Source organism: Arthrobacter gyeryongensis (genome assembly GCF_039543785.1).
In the GTDB taxonomy this organism is placed as follows: domain Bacteria; phylum Actinomycetota; class Actinomycetes; order Actinomycetales; family Micrococcaceae; genus Arthrobacter; species Arthrobacter gyeryongensis.
In genome coordinates this window covers 15856-34225 of record NZ_BAABKK010000015.1, presented here as the reverse complement: position 1 = coordinate 34225, position 18370 = coordinate 15856, and the positions used below count along the sequence as shown (strand labels likewise).

At 62.9% G+C, this 18370-nt stretch carries 12 protein-coding genes; 3 read left to right on the top strand and 9 right to left on the bottom strand.

Going from position 1 to position 18370, the window contains the following annotated elements; translation table 11 throughout:
• Positions 1–83: 83 nt before the first annotated feature.
• Complete coding sequence (locus ABEA18_RS11870) at positions 84–2738, bottom strand: helix-turn-helix domain-containing protein (RefSeq protein ID WP_345449614.1); 2655 nt, start codon at positions 2736–2738, stop codon at positions 84–86.
• Positions 2739–3275: 537 nt separating this feature from the next.
• Positions 3276–3518, bottom strand: a complete 243-nt coding sequence (locus ABEA18_RS11865) for a hypothetical protein (RefSeq protein ID WP_345449613.1) — start codon at positions 3516–3518, stop codon at positions 3276–3278.
• A gap of 1 nt (position 3519) precedes the next feature.
• Between ABEA18_RS11865 and ABEA18_RS11860 the strand changes: the two genes are divergently transcribed.
• A complete protein-coding gene (locus ABEA18_RS11860) occupies positions 3520–4257 on the top strand; it encodes a hypothetical protein (RefSeq protein WP_345449612.1) in 738 nt (245 codons plus the stop codon).
• Between the two features lie 129 nt (positions 4258–4386).
• Here the strand turns inward: ABEA18_RS11860 and ABEA18_RS11855 are convergent, their stop codons facing one another.
• Positions 4387–5766, bottom strand: coding sequence for a glycosyltransferase family 2 protein (locus tag ABEA18_RS11855; RefSeq protein WP_345449611.1), 1380 nt, complete (start codon positions 5764–5766; stop codon positions 4387–4389).
• Positions 5763–6944 (bottom strand): polysaccharide deacetylase family protein, encoded by a 1182-nt coding sequence (locus tag ABEA18_RS11850; protein ID WP_345449860.1) that lies wholly within the window; start codon positions 6942–6944, stop codon positions 5763–5765. Before ABEA18_RS11850 ends, ABEA18_RS11855 begins: the two co-directional genes overlap by 4 nt.
• On the opposite strand from ABEA18_RS11850, the gene ABEA18_RS11845 reads away from it, so the two are divergent.
• Together ABEA18_RS11845 and ABEA18_RS11840 are read left to right on the top strand one after the other, a co-directional pair.
• Positions 6892–7206: a hypothetical protein gene (locus ABEA18_RS11845; RefSeq protein WP_345449875.1), complete on the top strand. Its 315-nt coding sequence runs from the start codon at positions 6892–6894 to the stop codon at positions 7204–7206. The genes ABEA18_RS11850 and ABEA18_RS11845 overlap by 53 nt on opposite strands.
• A 489-nt stretch (positions 7207–7695) precedes the next feature.
• A complete protein-coding gene (locus ABEA18_RS11840; protein WP_345449610.1) occupies positions 7696–8859 on the top strand; it encodes a chitinase in 1164 nt (387 codons plus the stop codon).
• 203 nt (positions 8860–9062) lie between these two features.
• Here ABEA18_RS11840 and ABEA18_RS11835 read toward each other — a convergent pair whose 3' ends face one another.
• The 5 genes from ABEA18_RS11835 to ABEA18_RS11815 form a co-directional block, all read right to left on the bottom strand.
• Complete coding sequence (locus tag ABEA18_RS11835) at positions 9063–9506, bottom strand: hypothetical protein (protein WP_345449609.1); 444 nt, start codon at positions 9504–9506, stop codon at positions 9063–9065.
• A 460-nt stretch (positions 9507–9966) separates the two neighbouring features.
• Positions 9967–10971, bottom strand: coding sequence for a dTDP-glucose 4,6-dehydratase (locus tag ABEA18_RS11830; protein ID WP_345449608.1), 1005 nt, complete (start codon positions 10969–10971; stop codon positions 9967–9969).
• 31 nt (positions 10972–11002) lie between these two features.
• Positions 11003–12247: a nucleotide sugar dehydrogenase gene (locus tag ABEA18_RS11825; RefSeq protein WP_345449607.1), complete on the bottom strand. Its 1245-nt coding sequence runs from the start codon at positions 12245–12247 to the stop codon at positions 11003–11005.
• Positions 12248–12877: 630 nt separating this feature from the next.
• A complete protein-coding gene (locus ABEA18_RS11820) occupies positions 12878–15559 on the bottom strand; it encodes a helix-turn-helix transcriptional regulator (RefSeq protein WP_345449606.1) in 2682 nt (893 codons plus the stop codon).
• Positions 15556–18333 (bottom strand): helix-turn-helix transcriptional regulator, encoded by a 2778-nt coding sequence (locus ABEA18_RS11815; protein ID WP_345449605.1) that lies wholly within the window; start codon positions 18331–18333, stop codon positions 15556–15558. Before ABEA18_RS11815 ends, ABEA18_RS11820 begins: the two co-directional genes overlap by 4 nt.
• Positions 18334–18370: the final 37 nt, after the last annotated feature.

Sequence of the window (18370 nt, the reverse complement as noted above, 5' to 3'; positions counted from 1 at the left end):
CGGCTGACCGCCAGGAGTGGCGGCGTCACCTAGTAATTGTCCCACCAATCGGCTTCTCTGCCTTCATCCGCGTAGCGTTGGCCCTACTCCTCCGGCTTCGCCAACTCGTCCCACAGTTCGGAAAGCTTCTGCCTACGTGACACTCCAAGCTTGCCGTAAACCCGCTGCAGGTGGGCGTTGACCGTGTTCACGGCGATTCCCAACCGGGCAGCCACCTCCGCGCTGCTCAGCCCGGAGGCCACCAAGGCAGTCACTTCGCGTTCACGCTGGGAAAGCTTGACGACGCCGGGAAGGACCGCGGATCCGGCCTCCGCGCTGGCCGGATGGGGCTCGTCAAAAACGAAAGCCTCCTCCTGATCCACCGCTTGCTGAGGTTCTCCAATGCCTACCTGTCCTGTTCCCATTTCCTGTCCTGCTTCCTGTCCCGACGGCATGCCGGACTCGACACTCCACACCAGCTCGGACACTCCGGCCCCCAGCTGCCGGTCTCCCCGGCTGCCGGTACGGGCCGCAAGGCCGAGATTCAACATTTCAAGCGCCCGGTGCCCCTTCTTGGCGGCAGACCCGGCAAGTTGGAGCAGTTTCCGGTGCGAGTGCTCAGCGCCAATCAGCACTGACCGGGCGGCGGACGAATAGCTTTCGGCGAGCTGCGAGGCAAGATAGTTCCCTCCGCTGGACCTCGAATCGTAGGCCGCCAGTGCACGGCGTACCTGGTTGACGTCGCCCAGCAACCACGCAGCCGCGGCAAGTCCGCCGAGGGCCGGTGGGAGGAGCCCTTCAGGGTCGGCTTCATCCAGCCGGGCCTTGGCTTGGCGGAACTGTTCACATGCCAGTTCCAGGCTCCCCTGCCTGGCAAGTACGAGTGCCCTGTAGAGATGCGCAGACCCGCCGAAATAGCTCATCCGGTTGCTAAAGCTGGAACTTCCGGCGCAGAACATTTCGGGGCCACCCCATTGCCCGCGCCAGATCAGATTGGACCCGTGGATGGTCAGCACAGTGGAGTGGAAGTCCACGGGGCACCGTGGCAGCCGCCCCACGGCTTCGAGGGCCAGCGTCGAAAGAGCGACGGCGTCAGCGAACCTCCCGCTGACGGCCAGCCCTTGGGAGACGAGCGCCATCAACAGCACGCCGGCCTGGACGGGCGGTGGCGGATGGTGCTCCGTACGCAATCCAGGATCGACCAATTGGCTATGGCAAAGCCTTTGGAACAGCTCACCGTTGGCTGAAGGCCAGCTGCCGTTTTGGGCCTCCAGATACAGCTGGAGGACATCCAGTTCGTCCCGGACCGCAGACTCGTCAAGGTGGGCTGGCTCGCCCGGCTGGATGCCGACAGCGGCAGCCTCCAGCCGCCGTCGGGCATCCTGGAGGACCGCCTGCAGGACGCTCGCCCCGGGCGAGGTCGGCAAAAGGGCACGCAGCAGAAGCCATACCGCGTGGGCGAAGTCCACAGTCAGGACGTCCGGGGTGTTTGCCACCAAACCCTTCAAGACCGTCACCGCCCCGGGGAAATCCCTTGTCTGGTAGAGCGCCCGTGCCAGCTCCACACCGGCAACCAGTTCGAGTTCCGGGTCCCGCACCGCTTCCGCGGCCCGCCGGGCCCTTCGATTGTCGTGAATATCGTTGGCGGCAATGGCCACGGTCAAAAGATCGGCGTCGGGCACCGGCAAACCGCTTGCCTGTTCAAGGTCCACGCGGCGGAACAGTGTCCAGAGCGAATCATCGGCAACGGGTGAGCTAGTCGCGTAGATGCCCCGTCGAAGTTCGAGGATCCGTTCAGGTCCCAGCTGCTGCCGGGCCAGCCGCGCTTCGATGGCGTGGCTGAGCGTTGCCGTCTCCTTACCCTCTTTCAGGACTCGGATCGTTCCATCGGCCCGCAGCGCTTCGATCGCCCGCTTTTGGCCAAGTTGTTCAAGGACGGCCAGCGGTATTGGCTCCCCCACTGCCAGGATGTCCACGACTTGCCGCTGTGGCACGGAATAGCCCTCAAGCCGGTGGCGGGTCAGCTCGAGCGCTTGCGAGCCGTCCAAGCGGATCGGTCCGGACAACATCCAGGAATCAGCCTGCTCCACGATCTCGCCACGCGCTGCGGCTTCGTCCAACAGCAACTTCGCAGTTTGCAGGTTTCCTCCAGTGAGGGCATGGATGTCCCGGACCAGGCTGCTGGCCGCCCGTCCCCCGAGGCGATCATCAAGGAATTCGCGAAGCTGCTCCTGCGTGAGGTCGTCCAGCGTCACCACGGACAGCTGCCGCGACACCACGGATTCCATGAGTTCCATTCTCAAGGGCCGGTCGGAGCGGTGGGTGGCAATCAGGCGGATGTCCGGTTCGAGAAGCAGCTGGCTCAGGAGCCAAAGTGACATGTCATCCAGGAAATCTATGTTGTCCAGCACCAGCAACGCAGCGGATCCGGGTGTCGCTGCGCCACGCACTGCTTTGCGGCAAGCCGCCACGATGGAACCCGGCCACACCTTGGCCCTGGCCGGCAGCTCCGGAACAAGTGCCATGGCGATTCCAAACGGAATGTCCGCGAATGACTCCGAAACGTTGTGGGCGATCACGCTGAAGGAACCGCTCAGCACTGAGGCCGCTGCGTCCAAGAGCGTGGTCATTCCTGAACCCCCCGGCCCCGAGATGACTATCCCGGCCGGTTCCGGCCCTGACAAGGCAATAGCAATCTCCTGGAGCTCCGCCGCCCGAATGATCGGGGGCGAGGTGTGGGTCCCTTCGGTATCGTCCATGGTCCTGTCTCATCTTCGGGCCGCCGGACACACGTTCCTGACGGCAGTGGCACGGACCGGTGTCATTTCCAAACGTTACCTTCGGGTTTCGGTCCTGGATTGAGTGGTAACTACTTGGTTTTGCGGGGCCACTTGCACCAAACATCCCTGCTCCACGGAGCCTCCCCCGCGAGGTACCACGGCGTCGTTTCCAACCCGGTTTTCCCGCGGGATTTGCCTCCTCTGTTACCGCCCTGTGATCTGACTGTGTAAGCTGGTGCCGCAAGAGTAAGTTCCGGCTGGCTACTTCTGGGGAGTTGAAGCGCAGCCGATTTTCCCGACAACTCTGTCGTGCACACCATTGGCCGTGTACGACACTGCGGCGTGATCGCCTGCAGTTCGCCCAATCCATTGCCAGGTCTCGTATGTCTATGTCCCCAACAGATATGTCACCCAAAATATGAAACACCTGCTCACAGCTCTCGTCGCCGTGGCGCTCCTTGCCTTCGGCGGGTTCGCCACCATCTCCGCTGTCCAGTCATCGCACAAATCCTCCTATCAGGCCGGCGACCGCGGTTCATATTCGCGGCCCAGCTCATCACCCTCCGCTTCATCCGCGCCAACGCGCACCGCCACGCCGGCACCGACGCCGACGCCGACGCCCAGCAATGCTCCGGCCGCGGCGCCGTCGAGCGCGCCCGCTCCAGCTGCGCCTGCTCCGACCGCAACAGCCGCCAGCGCGCCCGCACCAACGGCTGCACCCCTGCCTGTGACGGGAACATACCCCCTGCACACCAACATCGTGAGCACCACCTTCTGGGTGGGCGAGATCTTCAACGCCAGCCTCTCGGACGGCTCCCAGGTCTGCTCCACTTACAACGGCCAGTGGGCTTTGCAGCACACTGGCGTCAACATGGGAACCACTCCGTCCAGCGCAAGCGGTTGCCCCGGCAGCACTTACGGCGGTTGTGACGGAGTCAGTTCCGGCACCGGCACGAGCTTCCAGTGCGCCACGGAACAGCGCGTAGCCAGCAATGGGTACTTCCCGCTACACCAGCCCAAGCCTTTGCAGAACCCGTTCTACTTGGATCTGCCTTACGACGACGTCAATGACAGCGTCGCTTTCGGCGAGCGTTGCAAAGTGATTCCGTGGGCCGCCGCGGACAACGCCAAAACAGGCGTCAACCACTGCGCGGACTCGAGCTACAGCTACATGAAGAACGCATGGGTCCAGATCACCGGCCCCAATGGCGGCGTTTGCTACGGACAAGTTGAAGATGCCGGCCCCTCCAGCGGCTCGCTCTACCACGATTCCGCCTACGTGTTCGGCGCGAACAACGCCCGTCCGGCCAACAAGTCCTTCTCCGGCGACCCGAGCCAGGGTGCAGGCATGGACGTGTCCCCTGCCCTGAACGGCTGCCTGGGCTTCGCTGAGTTGAACGGCGACAATGACCACGTATCGTGGCGTTTCGTTGACCGCGCCAGCGTGCCGGCCGGTCCTTGGCTCAACGTTGTCACGACTTCGGGAGTCACCAACTAATATCCCGGGACCCCCCGGGTCAGCAGGACACTACGCACTCCGGGAGTGTCGGACGCCCATGCCACAAAGCCGCAATGGCTGCCTGGCATGGGCGTCCGCGTGTCCGCTCATTAGGCCAACGCCTGTGCTCTAGCCTGTCCGCACTACAGAGGGCCCCGGGGTCGCGATTTCCTGAGGTTCGCGTTGGATCCGCCGGACGGGGCTGACCCAGACTCCCGACGAATTCGCCGAGTACGCCCTGGGCAAGACCTGGAGGCAGATGACCGCATCCAGGATCCGCATCAGCGGAAAGAAGGGAGCCAACAACAGAAAGCGGGGGCTGCGCATCGTGACAGCGGCAAGGACTGTCAAGAAGAGGTCCGGCAGGAAGACTCCGATGAGAACGTCCTGAGGCCGCAGGACACCCGACAGAAAGATAAAAACTTCCGATCGATTGCCAAAAATCCACACTTCGACAGCAGCGAGGGACGATAGCAGGAATGCCGGCACCAGAAGCACGAAGAAGAGGCAGCTGGCTATGAGCTCAACAATGTACAGCCCGAGGACAAACCAGAATCTGCTGAACTGCAGTCCGTGCCGCCTGACGGTCTGCCAGAAACCAAGTATCCACCGCCGCACCTGCTTGATGTAGTCTTTCAGGTTGTCCGGATCCTGGGTGTACGCAACAGCCGCGGAGGGATGGAACGCGATCCGTCCCAGTTTCTTCGCGTGGATTTCAAACGTCATGTTAAAGTCTTCGATCACCAGCCCGGGCGCAAGGACCTCGATCTTTGCGAGCGCGCTGGTTCTGTACATGCTGGCAAATCCAGGCACGATGGAGACGACGTTGGCGCCCTGCGCTGCCTGGCCGTACTTGAGCAGCAGTTGGACCACAATGTACAAACGCTCCCGGTAGGCCACCAGGAAGCGGCCGATCGCCGTCGGAGGCGCCGGGCTCATGATCGACTTGGCTCGTCCCGCGACCGCGACCACGGTGGGATCGTCAAACAACGGCAGCCCGGTTTCGAGATAGTCCGGTGTCGGGCGGGTGTCTGCGTCCAGGAGCAGGACTACCTTGAACCGCCTGCACAGATCGAAATGGGCGATGCCCGCGGCGAGTGCGCCGGCCTTGCCACGGTTCGGTTCGAGGTCAAGGACCTTCACACCTGCGGCCCGCGCAATGGCGGCCGTGTCATCAGTGGACATGTCCGAAACGACGTGGATGTTGCGTCGAGGGACCAAAGCGGCCGCAGCGAGGATTGTCTCCCTGATGACCAAAGCCTCGTTGTGGGCGGCCACGAGGACCGCGACATTCGCCGGGTAGATCCGCACCCCCTTCGAACGATGGCGGGCCCGTTGACGTCGAGGGATCGGCACCTTGCCGCCGCGCAGCAGGGCGATCCATCCGCGGATCCGGGAGGACAACCCCTGGACCCGCCACCACTCCTCACCAGTCAGGCGGACCAGCCCGGCAAGGGACCAAAAGATCGTGCTTACCCCCAGAACCAAAAAGATCGAAAGAACTATCACGGCGACGGAGCTCCCACTGTGTCGTACATTTCGTAATCATCGGTAGCAAGCTGGCCATCGCTGAAGAGGTTCATTCCAAAGCTGATGGCCTCGGCTCCTGCCGGAACGGGCGGCGTATCCCAGATCGCCTGCTCATAACTGGTGTTGGCCGCGAACCACGGACTGGCCGTCCAGTAGGTCCACGTACCCAGCTTGTTGCGGTAATACACTTCGAACTGGGTCTTTGCGGTGGACTGGTACCACGCCCTGAGCGAATAGCTGTGGCCGGCACTCACGCTCGGAGCGCACGCACCCAGATCGAGGACGGGAAGCAGTTTCGCGTCACCGGACGAATATTCGGTCACGTCCAGGCGGCGGGCCACCGCACCACTGTGTCCCGGGGTCAAGGTGCTCAGGACCACGGCATTCTTGCCATAGGACGATACCTGCCAGCATTCCGGTAAGCCATACTTTCCAGCGGTTTCCAGCCCCGGATTCCGAAGGGCATTCTCCCCAGGTGCTGCCGGCGCCGCCCCAGGACCGTTCACCACGGGTTTCGCCACGCCGCCGATCACGTCATGTACCGTCCGCACGGCCATGGTCCCTTGTTGGGTCCTGGCCGCCAGCCAAGTGGCGAATTGTTCGAACAACGCGGGGCTGATGGAGCGGGGACTGCCGCTGTTGTCGATGTCGTAGAAGGTCAACTGCAACCAGCCCCCGGCCTTTTCGGCCTGCGTTACTGTCGCCTCAAGATCGGCCAATGTCCACTTGCTGCCGACCTCCGATGTTGCCTTTGTCCGGAACAGGTCGGCGGGGCGGACAGTTTCCGCGGCCGCGCAGCCCGCGCAGTCGATCGGGGTGGTTATCTCGCCGAGTCCACGCGCGCTGTTGTAGCCGCATCCGGCGACCTGTTCTTCCGACTTTGGCGTTGAAGCCGCAAACGGATAGGCAAAAGAGGTGACCTTGAAGCCCCAGTCCGTGAGGTTCACCCGATCGTTGCAGATCTGCCTCGAGGCTTCGTCCGGCTCTACCGAGGTCACATCGGCAAGAGTGACCGTATGGCCACCGATTTCATTCTGATCAGCGGCCAAGCTGTGGAGATTGTCCGTTGTCATGTAGTCAGGCGCGCCAACGAAGCCGGAGTCGATGAAAAAGGTGCCCCGGAGGCCGTGGTCCTTCAAGATCCGGGCCGCCTCCATCTGGCTTGACCGGCCCGCATCAAACGTCAAGCTGACGGATGAGAGCGGGGCGGCAGAAGGTGTGGGGTTGGGGTTGTCGTTCCCGGACGCGGAGGGGGCCTGGCTACCGCCGATCAGCGATGTGGCGCCCGTCAACAAGAGCAGCACCGACACCCACGAGGCAGCCCACAGGCCTGCCCGCTTCCTCGAAGTGCGGATCGGGCCGGATACGATAGCCTTCCCCCGGGAACTCATAGCCAACCCGCGCTGCCGCGGTTCCTGAAGGGGCCGGTGGCGACTGGGGGAAGCCTCGGTCTCAAAGGCTTATTCACCACCGGCCCCCGCTCAGGGGCCCTCTCTATGAGGGCGCGCTGCCCTTCGGCAGCACCGTCAATTGGCGCGGGGTCGATGGGAGGGACTGTGCTGAATCCCCCAAGAGCAGGCTCGAACTCCAGGTAAACGCCTTCTCGGATAAATCCGCCGCGTCCTGTTGTCGCTCGGACCAGAGCGTCCGTTTCCATTGCGAGACCTGTCTTTCCCCCGTTGCCCTCCACCAACTGACACCATCAGCGTATGAATTGAGGCGGCGACGGACACGAGTAGGCTCTACCCGTCTTTACACTCAATCTTGACGTCCGGACACCGCCACTACTCGTGTGCTATGCGCGAAAACATCGGGACCAAACCCTGGGGCGCTGCAGGGACGAATCCGATCTGTTCGTGGTCAAATGGTGCAATCAGGGCAGTCGGAGTTTAAGGATGGCGGAAGAGAGTGTCCAGGAAACAGGGAAGCGGCACTTCCGTTACGCCTGAGGCGGGCGGCGCGCGTGAAGTCCGTGGCTGGTCCGCCCAAACCCTTGGACCTCTCCGCCGGCTGTCAGGTTTCGCCCGGGCCTGCATTGCCGCAGTCCTTGTGGTGCTGGGGATGGGAGGCATCCTCGTGTGGCGGTTTACTACGGACGCAAACGGTTCCCTCCAGCCCCCGTGGTTTTCCGGCTACGTCGACGTCACTGTGGTCCCTCAGTACGCATTCGAGACACCCGTGGGCGAGGGCACCAAGAATGTCACGCTGGCTTTTGTGGTGGCAATGGCTGGACAGGCCTGCACACCGAGTTGGGGTAGCACATACAGTCTCGATGCCGCGAAGACTTCGCTCAAGCTCGAAGAGCGTCTCGCCAAGCTACGGTCAAACGGCGGCGCCTTCGCTGTGTCCTTCGGCGGCTCAGTGAACAGTGAGCTCGCCAACTCCTGCCAGAATGCAACAGATCTGGAAAGGGCCTACCGGGCCGTGCTGGAGCGCTACAACCCCGCAACTATCGACTTTGACATCGAGGGCGACAACCTAGCGGACAGCGCGGCCTGGCAGCGCCGAGCTGCAGCCATCGCTGCCCTCCAGAAGGAGCGGATCAAGGAAGGGCACGCCCTTTCAATTTGGCTGACCCTTCCGGTCACCCCGCAAGGGCTGACCGACGCCGGGACGTCAGCTGTTGACCAGATGCTCGCCGCCGGCGTCCAGCTCTCCGGGGTCAACATCATGACCATGAACTACGGTTCAAGCCGGAGTCAATCGCAGAGCATGCTCGATGCCGGAACCTCGGCGGCCCAGTCCACCCACGATCAGCTCAGCATCATCTATCAGCGCGCAGGAACCACCCTCAACAGCGAACAGATCTGGGGAAAGATGGGATTGACCCCCATGATCGGCCGGAACGATCTCCCAGGCGAGATATTCGACCTCGCTGCGGCTCGCGGATTGAACTCCTTCGCCATCGGCAAGGGAGTTCAACGAGTGTCCATGTGGTCCTTGAACCGGGATATGCCTTGCCCGCAGGAGACCCCTGAGGATCCGGCCAGCCACGTGTGTAGCGGGATCGATCAAGGAACCCAACGCTTCTCCGACTTGTTGAGTGCAGGATTCCACGCCAAACTGCCTTGACCCCGCCGATTAACAAGCGATCATGCCTGGCTTGGACGTTCCGCCCTGTTCTGGTCCCTGGCTTCGGCCGGGCGGGCGAGGTGCCTCCCGTTGCCGTGTCGAAACAGCTTCTTTAGCCATTGCATGGATACCTCCAATTTTCGAGGGACTTCCCGGTCCGGACTGCCCGTACCGGATTGCTTGGACGGCCCCGGCGGCCGGTGCTACTTCACTTGGCTGACCGTGACGATCTTCAGCCACGGTCCCGCGGGAACCTGGTCCCGCGGCACGAACTGCCAGTCGACTTTGTCCGACTCGCCGTCAAGCTCGGAGAAGCCAAGGCACCCGTTAAGCGCAGGCGAGACATCCATTCCGGCTCCGTTGAAGTTCTTGTTGACTGGCCGTGCATCATTGGAGCCGAAAACGTAATTTTTGTCGTGATACTGTCCGGGACCGGCATCTTCAATCTGTCCGTAGCATTCGCGGTTGCCCATCCGGATCCTGACCCACTGGTTCTTCATGTAGCTGAAGGAGCGGTTCTGGGCATTGCCCGCGAAACCTGGATCGTTGGCCCACGGAATGACACTGGCCCGTTCGGCGAACGCGGTGGGATCGTTGACGTCATCGTAGGGAAGATCGAGATAGAACGGGTTCTCCTTCGGAGTCATGCTGGTGGGCGCGTATCCTTTGGCCTGCGTTCTCGCCTCGGTCTTGCAGCCGTTTGTCACGACCCCGTCACAGCCTCCATAGCTCTGCATCCATTGGGAGTCGTATGTCGACATCACTTGGCTCCCGTCTGCAGCCTTTGGATCAAAGATCTCGCCAACCCAGAAAGTCGTGGACACGATCCCGGTGTGCCAGGGATACCGGCCGGCGGTTGTGGCTGATTGTGTCGGACTCGGGGACGGACCTGGACCGGTGCAGGCCGCCGTCAGCAGGGTCAGGACGGCAAGTACAGACACTCCGCCCCGGCTGTGGCGCCTTGGTCCGGATGCTGGGCGATTCACATCGTGCTCCTGGAAAAGGGTTCGTCGGATCTTTCCTTGGACAGGAGCAGGGGACCGGTCGGCCCATACTCCACTCACCCAGCCGCCTGTCCTTACTCTGCAGGCTTTCCCGTCCCTTGGTTCAAGATGCGAGGGTGATCTTCCAACCGGCTGGATCCAGGACTTTTGCCGGTTTGTAGTCGGCCGCGACGTTGAGGATGATTTCATCCAAGGTGGTCTTCGGCTCGAAGCCAACAAGCCCGAAGGACTTGCTGTTGTCCGGAACCCGCCGGCGCATGTCCTCGTAGCCTTCCGAGTACGCCTGTTCATAAGGCACCAAGGTGATGGTGCTGCCGCTCCCAAGGAGTTCAACAATCCTCTCGGCCAACGTCAGGATGGAAATCTCGTAGCTACCACCGAGGTTGTACGCATTTCCGTAGGCAAGCGGTTCCTCGGAAATACGGACGATGGCGGGAACGATGTCGCCGACGTAGGAAAAGCACCTGGTCTGGTGGCCGTCTCCGTATACGGTCAGGGGCTCACCGGCGAGCGCCTGCCGCACAAGTCGCGGAACAACCATTCCGTAGCGGCCCGTCTGCCGCGGGCCCACCGTGTTGAAAAGCCGCACGATGGCAACCGGCAACCCGAATTGGCGCCAGTATGCGTGGGCAAAAGCCTCGTCAATACCCTTGGCCGCAGCGTACGTCCACCGGGATTTGAGCGCGGATCCCAGAATGCGGTCCGCTTCCTCCGAGAGGCTGTCCGAGGTGTTCTTGCCGTAGATCTCGCTTGTGGATGCCAGCAACAGCGAGGCACCTGATCCCAGGACCGAGTCCAGGACCACTTCGGTGCCGTGGATATTCGTGCGGAGGCTCTCCAACGGGTGGTCGACAATCAGGTTCACGCCGACTGCAGCGGCCAAATGGAAGACCCTGTCGGCACCGGCCACCACCTTGTCCACTGCGTCGCGGTCCAGAATGGTGCCTTCAACGAAATGGAAGTTCCTGTGGCCGATGACGCCTTTGAGATTCTCCAAGCGCCCGGTCGACAAGTTGTCCAGCACGGCGACCTCGTCTCCGGCCGCCAGCAAGTGCTCAACCAGATGGCTTCCTATGAACCCGGCACCGCCGGTTATTGCTGTTTTCATTACTCCTGCTTCCGTCGAAAACCTGGTGGATCTAGAGCCGGGTTACGTTGTCGGCTTTGGGCAAGCGGTACGTCGTGTCCAGGACGGCTGATGCTCCGGCCAGCCAATCAAGTTCCATCTGGCTGTGCCTCGTGTGCAGGATCACGAGGTCCGCACCCCAGTCAGCAGGCGATTGCTCGGATTGGAGTGTCCCGCCGTGACCGTCGGGCGCCGTCTGGCACCAAGGATCGGAGAATGCCACTTCCGCTCCGTCGGCAATCAAGGCGGCAATGATTTCCAACGCCGGGGATTCCCGGAGATCTTCGACGTCGGGCTTGTACGCGACCCCAAGCACCATGACGCGGGCACCGGCAATACCGTGGTTGCGGTCCGACAGGATACGGCGGGCCTTCTCCACCACCTGGTGCGGCCTGCCTGCAATCCCGGCCATCGCTTGCTCGATCACCGGGGCCGTCAATCGGGCTTTGCGCAATTGCCACAGCAGGTAGTGCGGGTCGCACGGTATGCAGTGTCCGCCGACTCCGGGACCGGGGGTGAATGCCATGAAGCCATACGGCTTCGTGGAGGCCGCATCGATGACATCCATGACTTCCATGTTGAGTTCGTGGCAGATATCAGCGAATTCGTTGGCCAAAGCGATATTGACGGCCCTGAAAGTGTTCTCCACCAGCTTGGTCATTTCGGCGACATCCGCAGACGGCACAACGTGAACCAGTTTGGTGCTGGCGCTCAGGAGCCGTTCGGCAACTTCGCCGCAGGCCGCGGTCACGCCGCCAACTACCCGGGGCACGTCTTCGTGGGAGAACGAATCCACGCCAGGATTGATGCGCTCGGGCGAGAAGGCCACGAAGACGTCACGTCCTGGAATGAGTCCCCTCGCAGCCAAGGGCAGAGCCAGAAGGTCGCGCGTGGATCCCACGTAGGTTGTAGAGGTCAGCATCAGCAACTGGCCGGTGGTGGCGAAATCGACCACCGAGGCACAGGCCGCCCGGAGAATACCGAGGTCCGGGACCAAGTACTCGTCCACGGGGGTGGGAACGCAGACAACCACCGCCGCCGCGTGGGAAAGCAACGACAAGTCGCTGCTAAGCATGAAGGTCGGATCCAGCAGCGCGTTGCTGAGCCGCTCCTTGTCGGAGTCCAGAAGATCTGCACGTTGCTCGCGGATCACGGCCAGACGGGCGTCGGACACGTCGAGGCCGAGAACACGCCGACCGGAGGCGTTGATCGCCAGGGCCGTGGGCAGGCCGACATAGCCCATTCCTACGATCGCCACGTCGAAAGTAAAAGCCTGGTCCTGTGTGGTTGTCCGTGTTCCCGCGCCCTCAGACCACGCTGGTGCCTGCGTGTGCAAGGATTGCGGACTCCCGCCCGGCTGTGCATTGAGGGTCTTTACTTTCGTATGCGGTGCCATGGTCAGTCGACCTCCCGGTGCCTGTTGTCTCCAATGTGAAAGAAAGCCGGCGGCGAAACGGGATGTGTCCTGGTCTCAGAGGGCACATGACCGCCGGCCGCCGGCTCGATTGTTGGGGTACCCGCCGGATGGGAGAGACCGGTCGCATTGGAGTTGACTTCTCGCCGGATCACCGGGAGGTTTTCCTGTTGCATAGAATTCTTCCTGCGCTTCATCTCGAGACTCACTTATCCCCAAATGAGTGGCGGTTGCCATCAGGAAAAGCGTATTAACGAACCCCTAGGGCGGGCGCGAGTGGGCTCTACCCGTCTTTGGATGCGCGGTCCCTTGCGAGGCTTTTGACTACCCGTCCGAGCGCTTTTAACCACTCGATTCAGTACTCGCTTTTGGGCCTCGCGCCCTTGCGTGCCTTTGCTGGAGCGCACGACGGCGGAAGGCGGCTTCCGGGAAGCGGTCACCCCATCGCAGTGGGCATACGGGTCGCGCGTGCGATCAGCCCACGCCCTGCATGCCGCGGGCACCGTTCATCAAGTCTTCCCGGTGGCTGATGCCAAGCTTCGCAAACATTCGGTACAAGTGACCTTCAACGGTGCGCAACGACAGGCCCAAGCTGAGCGCAATGTCCTTGTTGCTCGATCCGGACTGGACGAGCGTTGCGATTTCCTGTTCGCGCCGGGTCAGCTTCTGGAGATCCGGGGAGACTCCTTCAGCCGCCGGGCCGGCCTTGTCGAGAGCAGCGGTGCGGCGCTTGAGGAGTCGCTGTCCCTCGAGCTGGCGCGCCTTATCTCCCCTGCTTTCCAGGATCCGCAGGGCGTGGCTCGCGCAGTCAGCGGCGGCAAGCTCCAGCCCGTCCCTCGCTGCCGAATCACTCAGCTCAATGAGGCGATCCGCGTCCTTGTGCGTGAGGGCAAGCCCGACGCTCAAGGCGAACTCCGCAGTGCGGCCTTCGCTGCCCTCGGCTACTGTTATCAGCCGACGTGCCACACCGGGGTCTCCCAGTCTCAGGACCAACATCAGGATGTCTATCTCCGCTCCGATGGCTCCGTCCGCGGCCGCGGAATCCGCAAGGGACATGAGTCTCGCGATCGCTGTTTGCGTTCCGGTATGCTCGGCTCGCGCTACTGCCGCATGACCCTGTGCCAGCAGCGACGGATGCAAGCCTTCCCGGATTAATGCGTCGTATTCGTTTGAGTACGTCATTGCAGTGTCCCGGCGTTTCAGGACCGACGCCGCGTACGCGGCGGCAGCAACGGCGTCGGGCAGGTCGCTTCCCATGTCGGAGACACGCAGCATGCTGACCGCCTGGCGAAGCCGTGGCAGCGCCACCCCCAGGTCTCCCCTGCGCAGGTCCACCATTCCCGCAGCCAGGTGGAACATCCCGCCTGAATAGATCAGGGAGTTCGGTGCCTGGGAAACATGGTTCTTGAGGAACGTTTCGAGGACGCCGAACTCGCCTGCCTGTAGCAGGGCAAGGATGTAGCGGCGCATCACCATCCCTGCGTACTGGAGGCTCCAGTCGCCGCTCGTGGCGACCATCTCCTGTATCTCCATCAGGATCTGGATGGCGGAGACCGGCCGTCCAGTGACAGCCATGGCCTCTGCGAGGAGGGTGCCCGCGACGAGGCGGGACTCGTCGTCGTCCGCCTCTTTCCAGATCTGGCGGAGCTCACGCTCCGTCTCGATGTAGTGGCCTTCGGTTTGGCGGCCTTCCAGCGAAAGGAGCCTGCTTCCCAGCTTCCCGCGTTCCAGCTCATCAGGGCGGATGCCCTGACGGGATTCGGCGAGTCTGGCCAGGGCTGCTTCCCATTCGTACGCTGCCTGTTTGATGGCGTTCGGCCCGACGCCTTGTCGCCCGGCAAGCTGGGCCGCCAACATCGATGCCTGCCGGACCGTCCGCGGATCATTTGTCCGATCCACGACCCCCGCAAGCGACGACACCGCTCCCCGGATGTCGCCCCGGTACCATTTGGCCCGCGCCACCTCCACTTGGGCGGCCAGCCTCAGGGAAGGATCCTTGATTGCGCCGGCTACCCGTTCCACGTAGCTGGGGATGAACAACCGGTTGGCCAGCTGGGCCGCTTCCAGGATGTCGGAGTCCGGAATCTCGGTGCCCGATTCCAATCCCCAGGAGACGTAGCGCAGCAGTCCGTCCATGGTCTGGGGCTTGGACTCCATGAGGTTCACGATGCGCCGCCGGATGGTCATGCTGTGGGCGGTCGGGACCAGCTGGCGAATCACTTCGCCAACCAGCGGCTGGGCCAGCCGGACATGCCGCTCGGGGTCGGACGCGATCTCGATGAAATGCAGTTCCTGCAGTTCGTCCACGGCGCTGGAGTCGCTGGCCTGTTGCACTACATTCAGCGGGACGGGCTCCGCAAGGGCCACGGTCTCCAGGGTCTCACGCTGCGCGGCTCCCAGCATCAGGATCTGGTTCCGGACAAGGTCCATCAAACGCACGCTGGTCCCCCGGAGCTCGCCCGAAAGCATCCAGGCGTCGTTGCGGCAGACCAATTGGCCCATCGATTTGGCGTGCTCGATGAGTTCGAGCAGGAACATCGGGTTTCCGCCGGAGTACTTGCAAAGGACTGCGCTGGTGCCTTGGACGACGGGCGAATCCAAGGCCTGGGCGCAAAGTTGGTTGACTTCCTGCTCGTTGAGCGGCTGCAGGTCGAATCGGTCCACGAGCCCTTCGGACCACATCGAGAAAACCTCTGCCGGCGGCGCGGGATACGGACGGCACAAGAACACGACTTTTGCGGCTTCCGCTGCCGCCAACTGTGCCAGGACAGCCACGCTGCTGTCATCGATGTGATGTGCGTCCTCCACGATCAGCACGGCTGGGGCCGGATGCGGCTGTCCTGCCGGGTTCAACGCCGCGACTACGGCCCTCAGGACCGACAACGGTTCGTTGATCTGGCTTGGGGTCAAGGCGGTCAGCAAGGGTGCCAAGGCAGCAAACGGTACCGAGGCCAGGGTGGGGCCGGCAAAGACCCTGAACGGGCGGACGCGTTGCCCCAATTCATGGACCACTTCGTTAATCAGTGCCGTCTTGCCGATGCCCGGGTCACCGAAAAGCAGGACCCCGGGACCATTGACGTCAAGAAGGCAGTCGACGACGGCTGCCATCACGTTGTATCGTCCGACGAGCGCATCGGCCGCAACCACTTCAGTCATTTCGCACCACCTTCGACGTTGCCAAGCGCGAAGCTCAGCTCGGAGCGTTCAACGATTTTCAGCTTGCCGAAGATCTGGTACAGGTGGCCCTCCACGGTGCGAACTGAAACATGGAGCTTCGCGGCGATACCTTTATTGCTCTCCCGGTTCGCCGCCAGCTTGGCGATCTCCATCTCGCGGGCAGTCAGCTTCAACCCCTCTTGGTTGCCGCTTTGCGGGGTGCGCAAGCGCTGCCGGCACGTCTCCGCGAGTTGCCGCGCCTTCCTGAGGGCCGTCTTGTCCAGCTGAACCTGGTCCAGGTGCAACACGGTCTCAGCGATATCGAAGGCGAACCTGTCGTTCTGCATGTCTTCGGCCAACCGTGCCGCCTCAAGAAGAAGCTCTGCGCTGCCGGACATCGTCGCCCGCGCATACGCAACGCACAGTTCGGCGAATCGTCCCTGGCACCGGAGTGCCGAGTCCATCAGCCGCGGAGCGGCTGCAACTGCGCCAAGCCGAACCGCTGAACTGAGGCAAAAGATCTCGTGACCAGGGGCACCTTCGTCCCGGTCGGCGTCGGCCAAGCGGAGGAGCTCCTCGACGGCGTCCTCCGGGCCGTCGACCCGGTCCCGGGCCAACGCCGCGAGGTACCTCTTCGTCCGCTCCTTGCGCCACGTCGGCCGGCGCGGCTGGGTGGAAGCTTCCTTCAGATAGCGCAGGGCCTGCTCCTGCTCACCTTGCAAGGCCGAGGCGTAGGCCGCCGCCGTGCAGGCGACATCCAGCATGCCTTCGTTGTCCTGGACCCGCAATTGGCTTATCACCGGAATGAGCGCGTCCAAACCGTCCTGGCCCCGCCCTTGCAGGCACCGGAAGATCGCTTTGGGAAGGTCGATCGCCGTGGGCAGTGCCTCGGCCGCGGAAACCAAGAGGTCATCGCCGGGTTGGACCATTTCCGCCTCTTTATCCCACCGTCCTGCAAGGACGAAGGCGAACCGGAGCCGCGACGTGGCGCGCCGGGCTGCGGCGACCGAAACAGCGGGATCATGGCAGTCAGCCATCAGCTGTTCCGCCATGTCCGCCGCCTCGGATTGCCGTCCCGTCAGGGCCCACGCCTCGCACAGCCAGCTTCCGGCAAGGAGGCGGAATTCGGTGCCGTGCGATTCAAAGTCTTGAAGGAACTCTTCCAGTCTTGCTGCCATCTCGACGTAGGAACCCGAATAGCTGGCTGCCTGCGATTCGGCCAGGACAAGTTCCTCGCGCAAGGCGGCGATGTCCTGTCCTTCGCCGACTTTTTCTTCGAGCCGCTGGCGGACGTGGGCCAGCGTTTCGCACGCTTGCGCCGTAGTTTCGGGAAGGGCCAGAAGAACCGCGGCCTCGGCCAGCTTGAGCCGGACCCATTCGGCAAGGGTGGATTCATCCCCAGGTCCATCCAAATGAAGGCTCAGCAGGTCCCTGGCCCCGGCAACGTCACCCAGGGTCATCATCGCCCGGGCTTCCTCGGCTATTGCCCCAGGCATGGTCGCGTGGCCTGGAATGGACTGGACCAGGCGCAGGGCCAGCCGCGCATCAAGCTGCCGGTTCGCGATCGCGGCAGCTTCGAGCGCTTCTTCCCTTCCCAGCTTGGCTCCGCAGTCCAATGCCCACGCGGCCATGGATAGCAGCATCGAGCGTTGGCCAAGGTCCGGATTCATCGACCTAAGGAGCAGGCCCCGGAGTTCGTTGCTGCGGCCAGGGGGAACGTTCGCCCGGACCACGTCGCCCACCAGCTGGCTTTGGAGCCGGGCCATCCTGGGCAGCGAATCGTCGACGACGAGGACGCTCCTTTTTTCCAGGGAGTCCACATCGTCCGCCGGTGCGAGTGACAGCAGGGATTCCAGGGGCACGGCCCTTGCCAGCGAAAGGATCTCCAGGACTTTGCGCTCACCGTCGCCCATTCGCCCAAGCCGCGTGGTGATGAGGTCGGTGATCGCCCTGCCGTGCTGTTCGCTCCGGGAAGTCAGGACCCAGACGCCGTCGCTTTTCAGTAGCGAACCGGATTCGGCGAGCTCCGCCGCGAGCATCTTGAGGTAGTGGGGGTTGCCTCCGCTTGCTGTCCACAGGGCATGGGCGCCGGACGCGGAGACCTGTGCTCCCAGTCCGGCCTCGAGCCAAGCGTGCGATTCCTGGAATGTCAGTGGTTTGAGGTCTATCCGGTGCAGGAACCCATCACCGCAAAGCCGCGTGATCTCGCCGCAGAGGCGCTGCGGGTCGGTGCAGGTGAGGACAAGCTGAGCGGTGCCGTTCCTCGCGAGTTGGGCCACTGTCATCGCCGCCAACTCATCAAGCTCGGCCGCGTTTTCTATGACCAGGTATACCGGCTTTCCCTCGGAGCGCTCACGGAGCAAATTGGTGAGCGCCGACAGCACCAGGACGGGATGCGCCAGGTATCCCGGGTCAAGGTCGCTCAAAAGGATATTGAGGGCGCCGTACGGTGATCTCGCCAACGCTGCGCTGCCCCGGATGACGACGACGAAAGAGCGTCCGCGTAGTTCGTTCACCGCGCGAGTAGTCAAGTAGCTCTTGCCGCTCCCCGACGGGCCCGTAACAAGGACACCACCCTTGGAAGCTGCCAGTGCGACGGCTATGTCTTCAACAGCGGCCCTAGGTCCAATCGGCGGCCAGGCCGTCGAAATTGCCGATTTGCCTCCGGTTCCATCAGGCGAGGACGGAGCCGAAGATGCGTCGAATGCCTGGTACCGGGATCCGCTCCCGGACCGAACGGCATGGACCGTAGATGCACTGCCTGCTGTCAACATGAGCGAGACCCCCAGTGATCGAGTGGTGACACCCCCC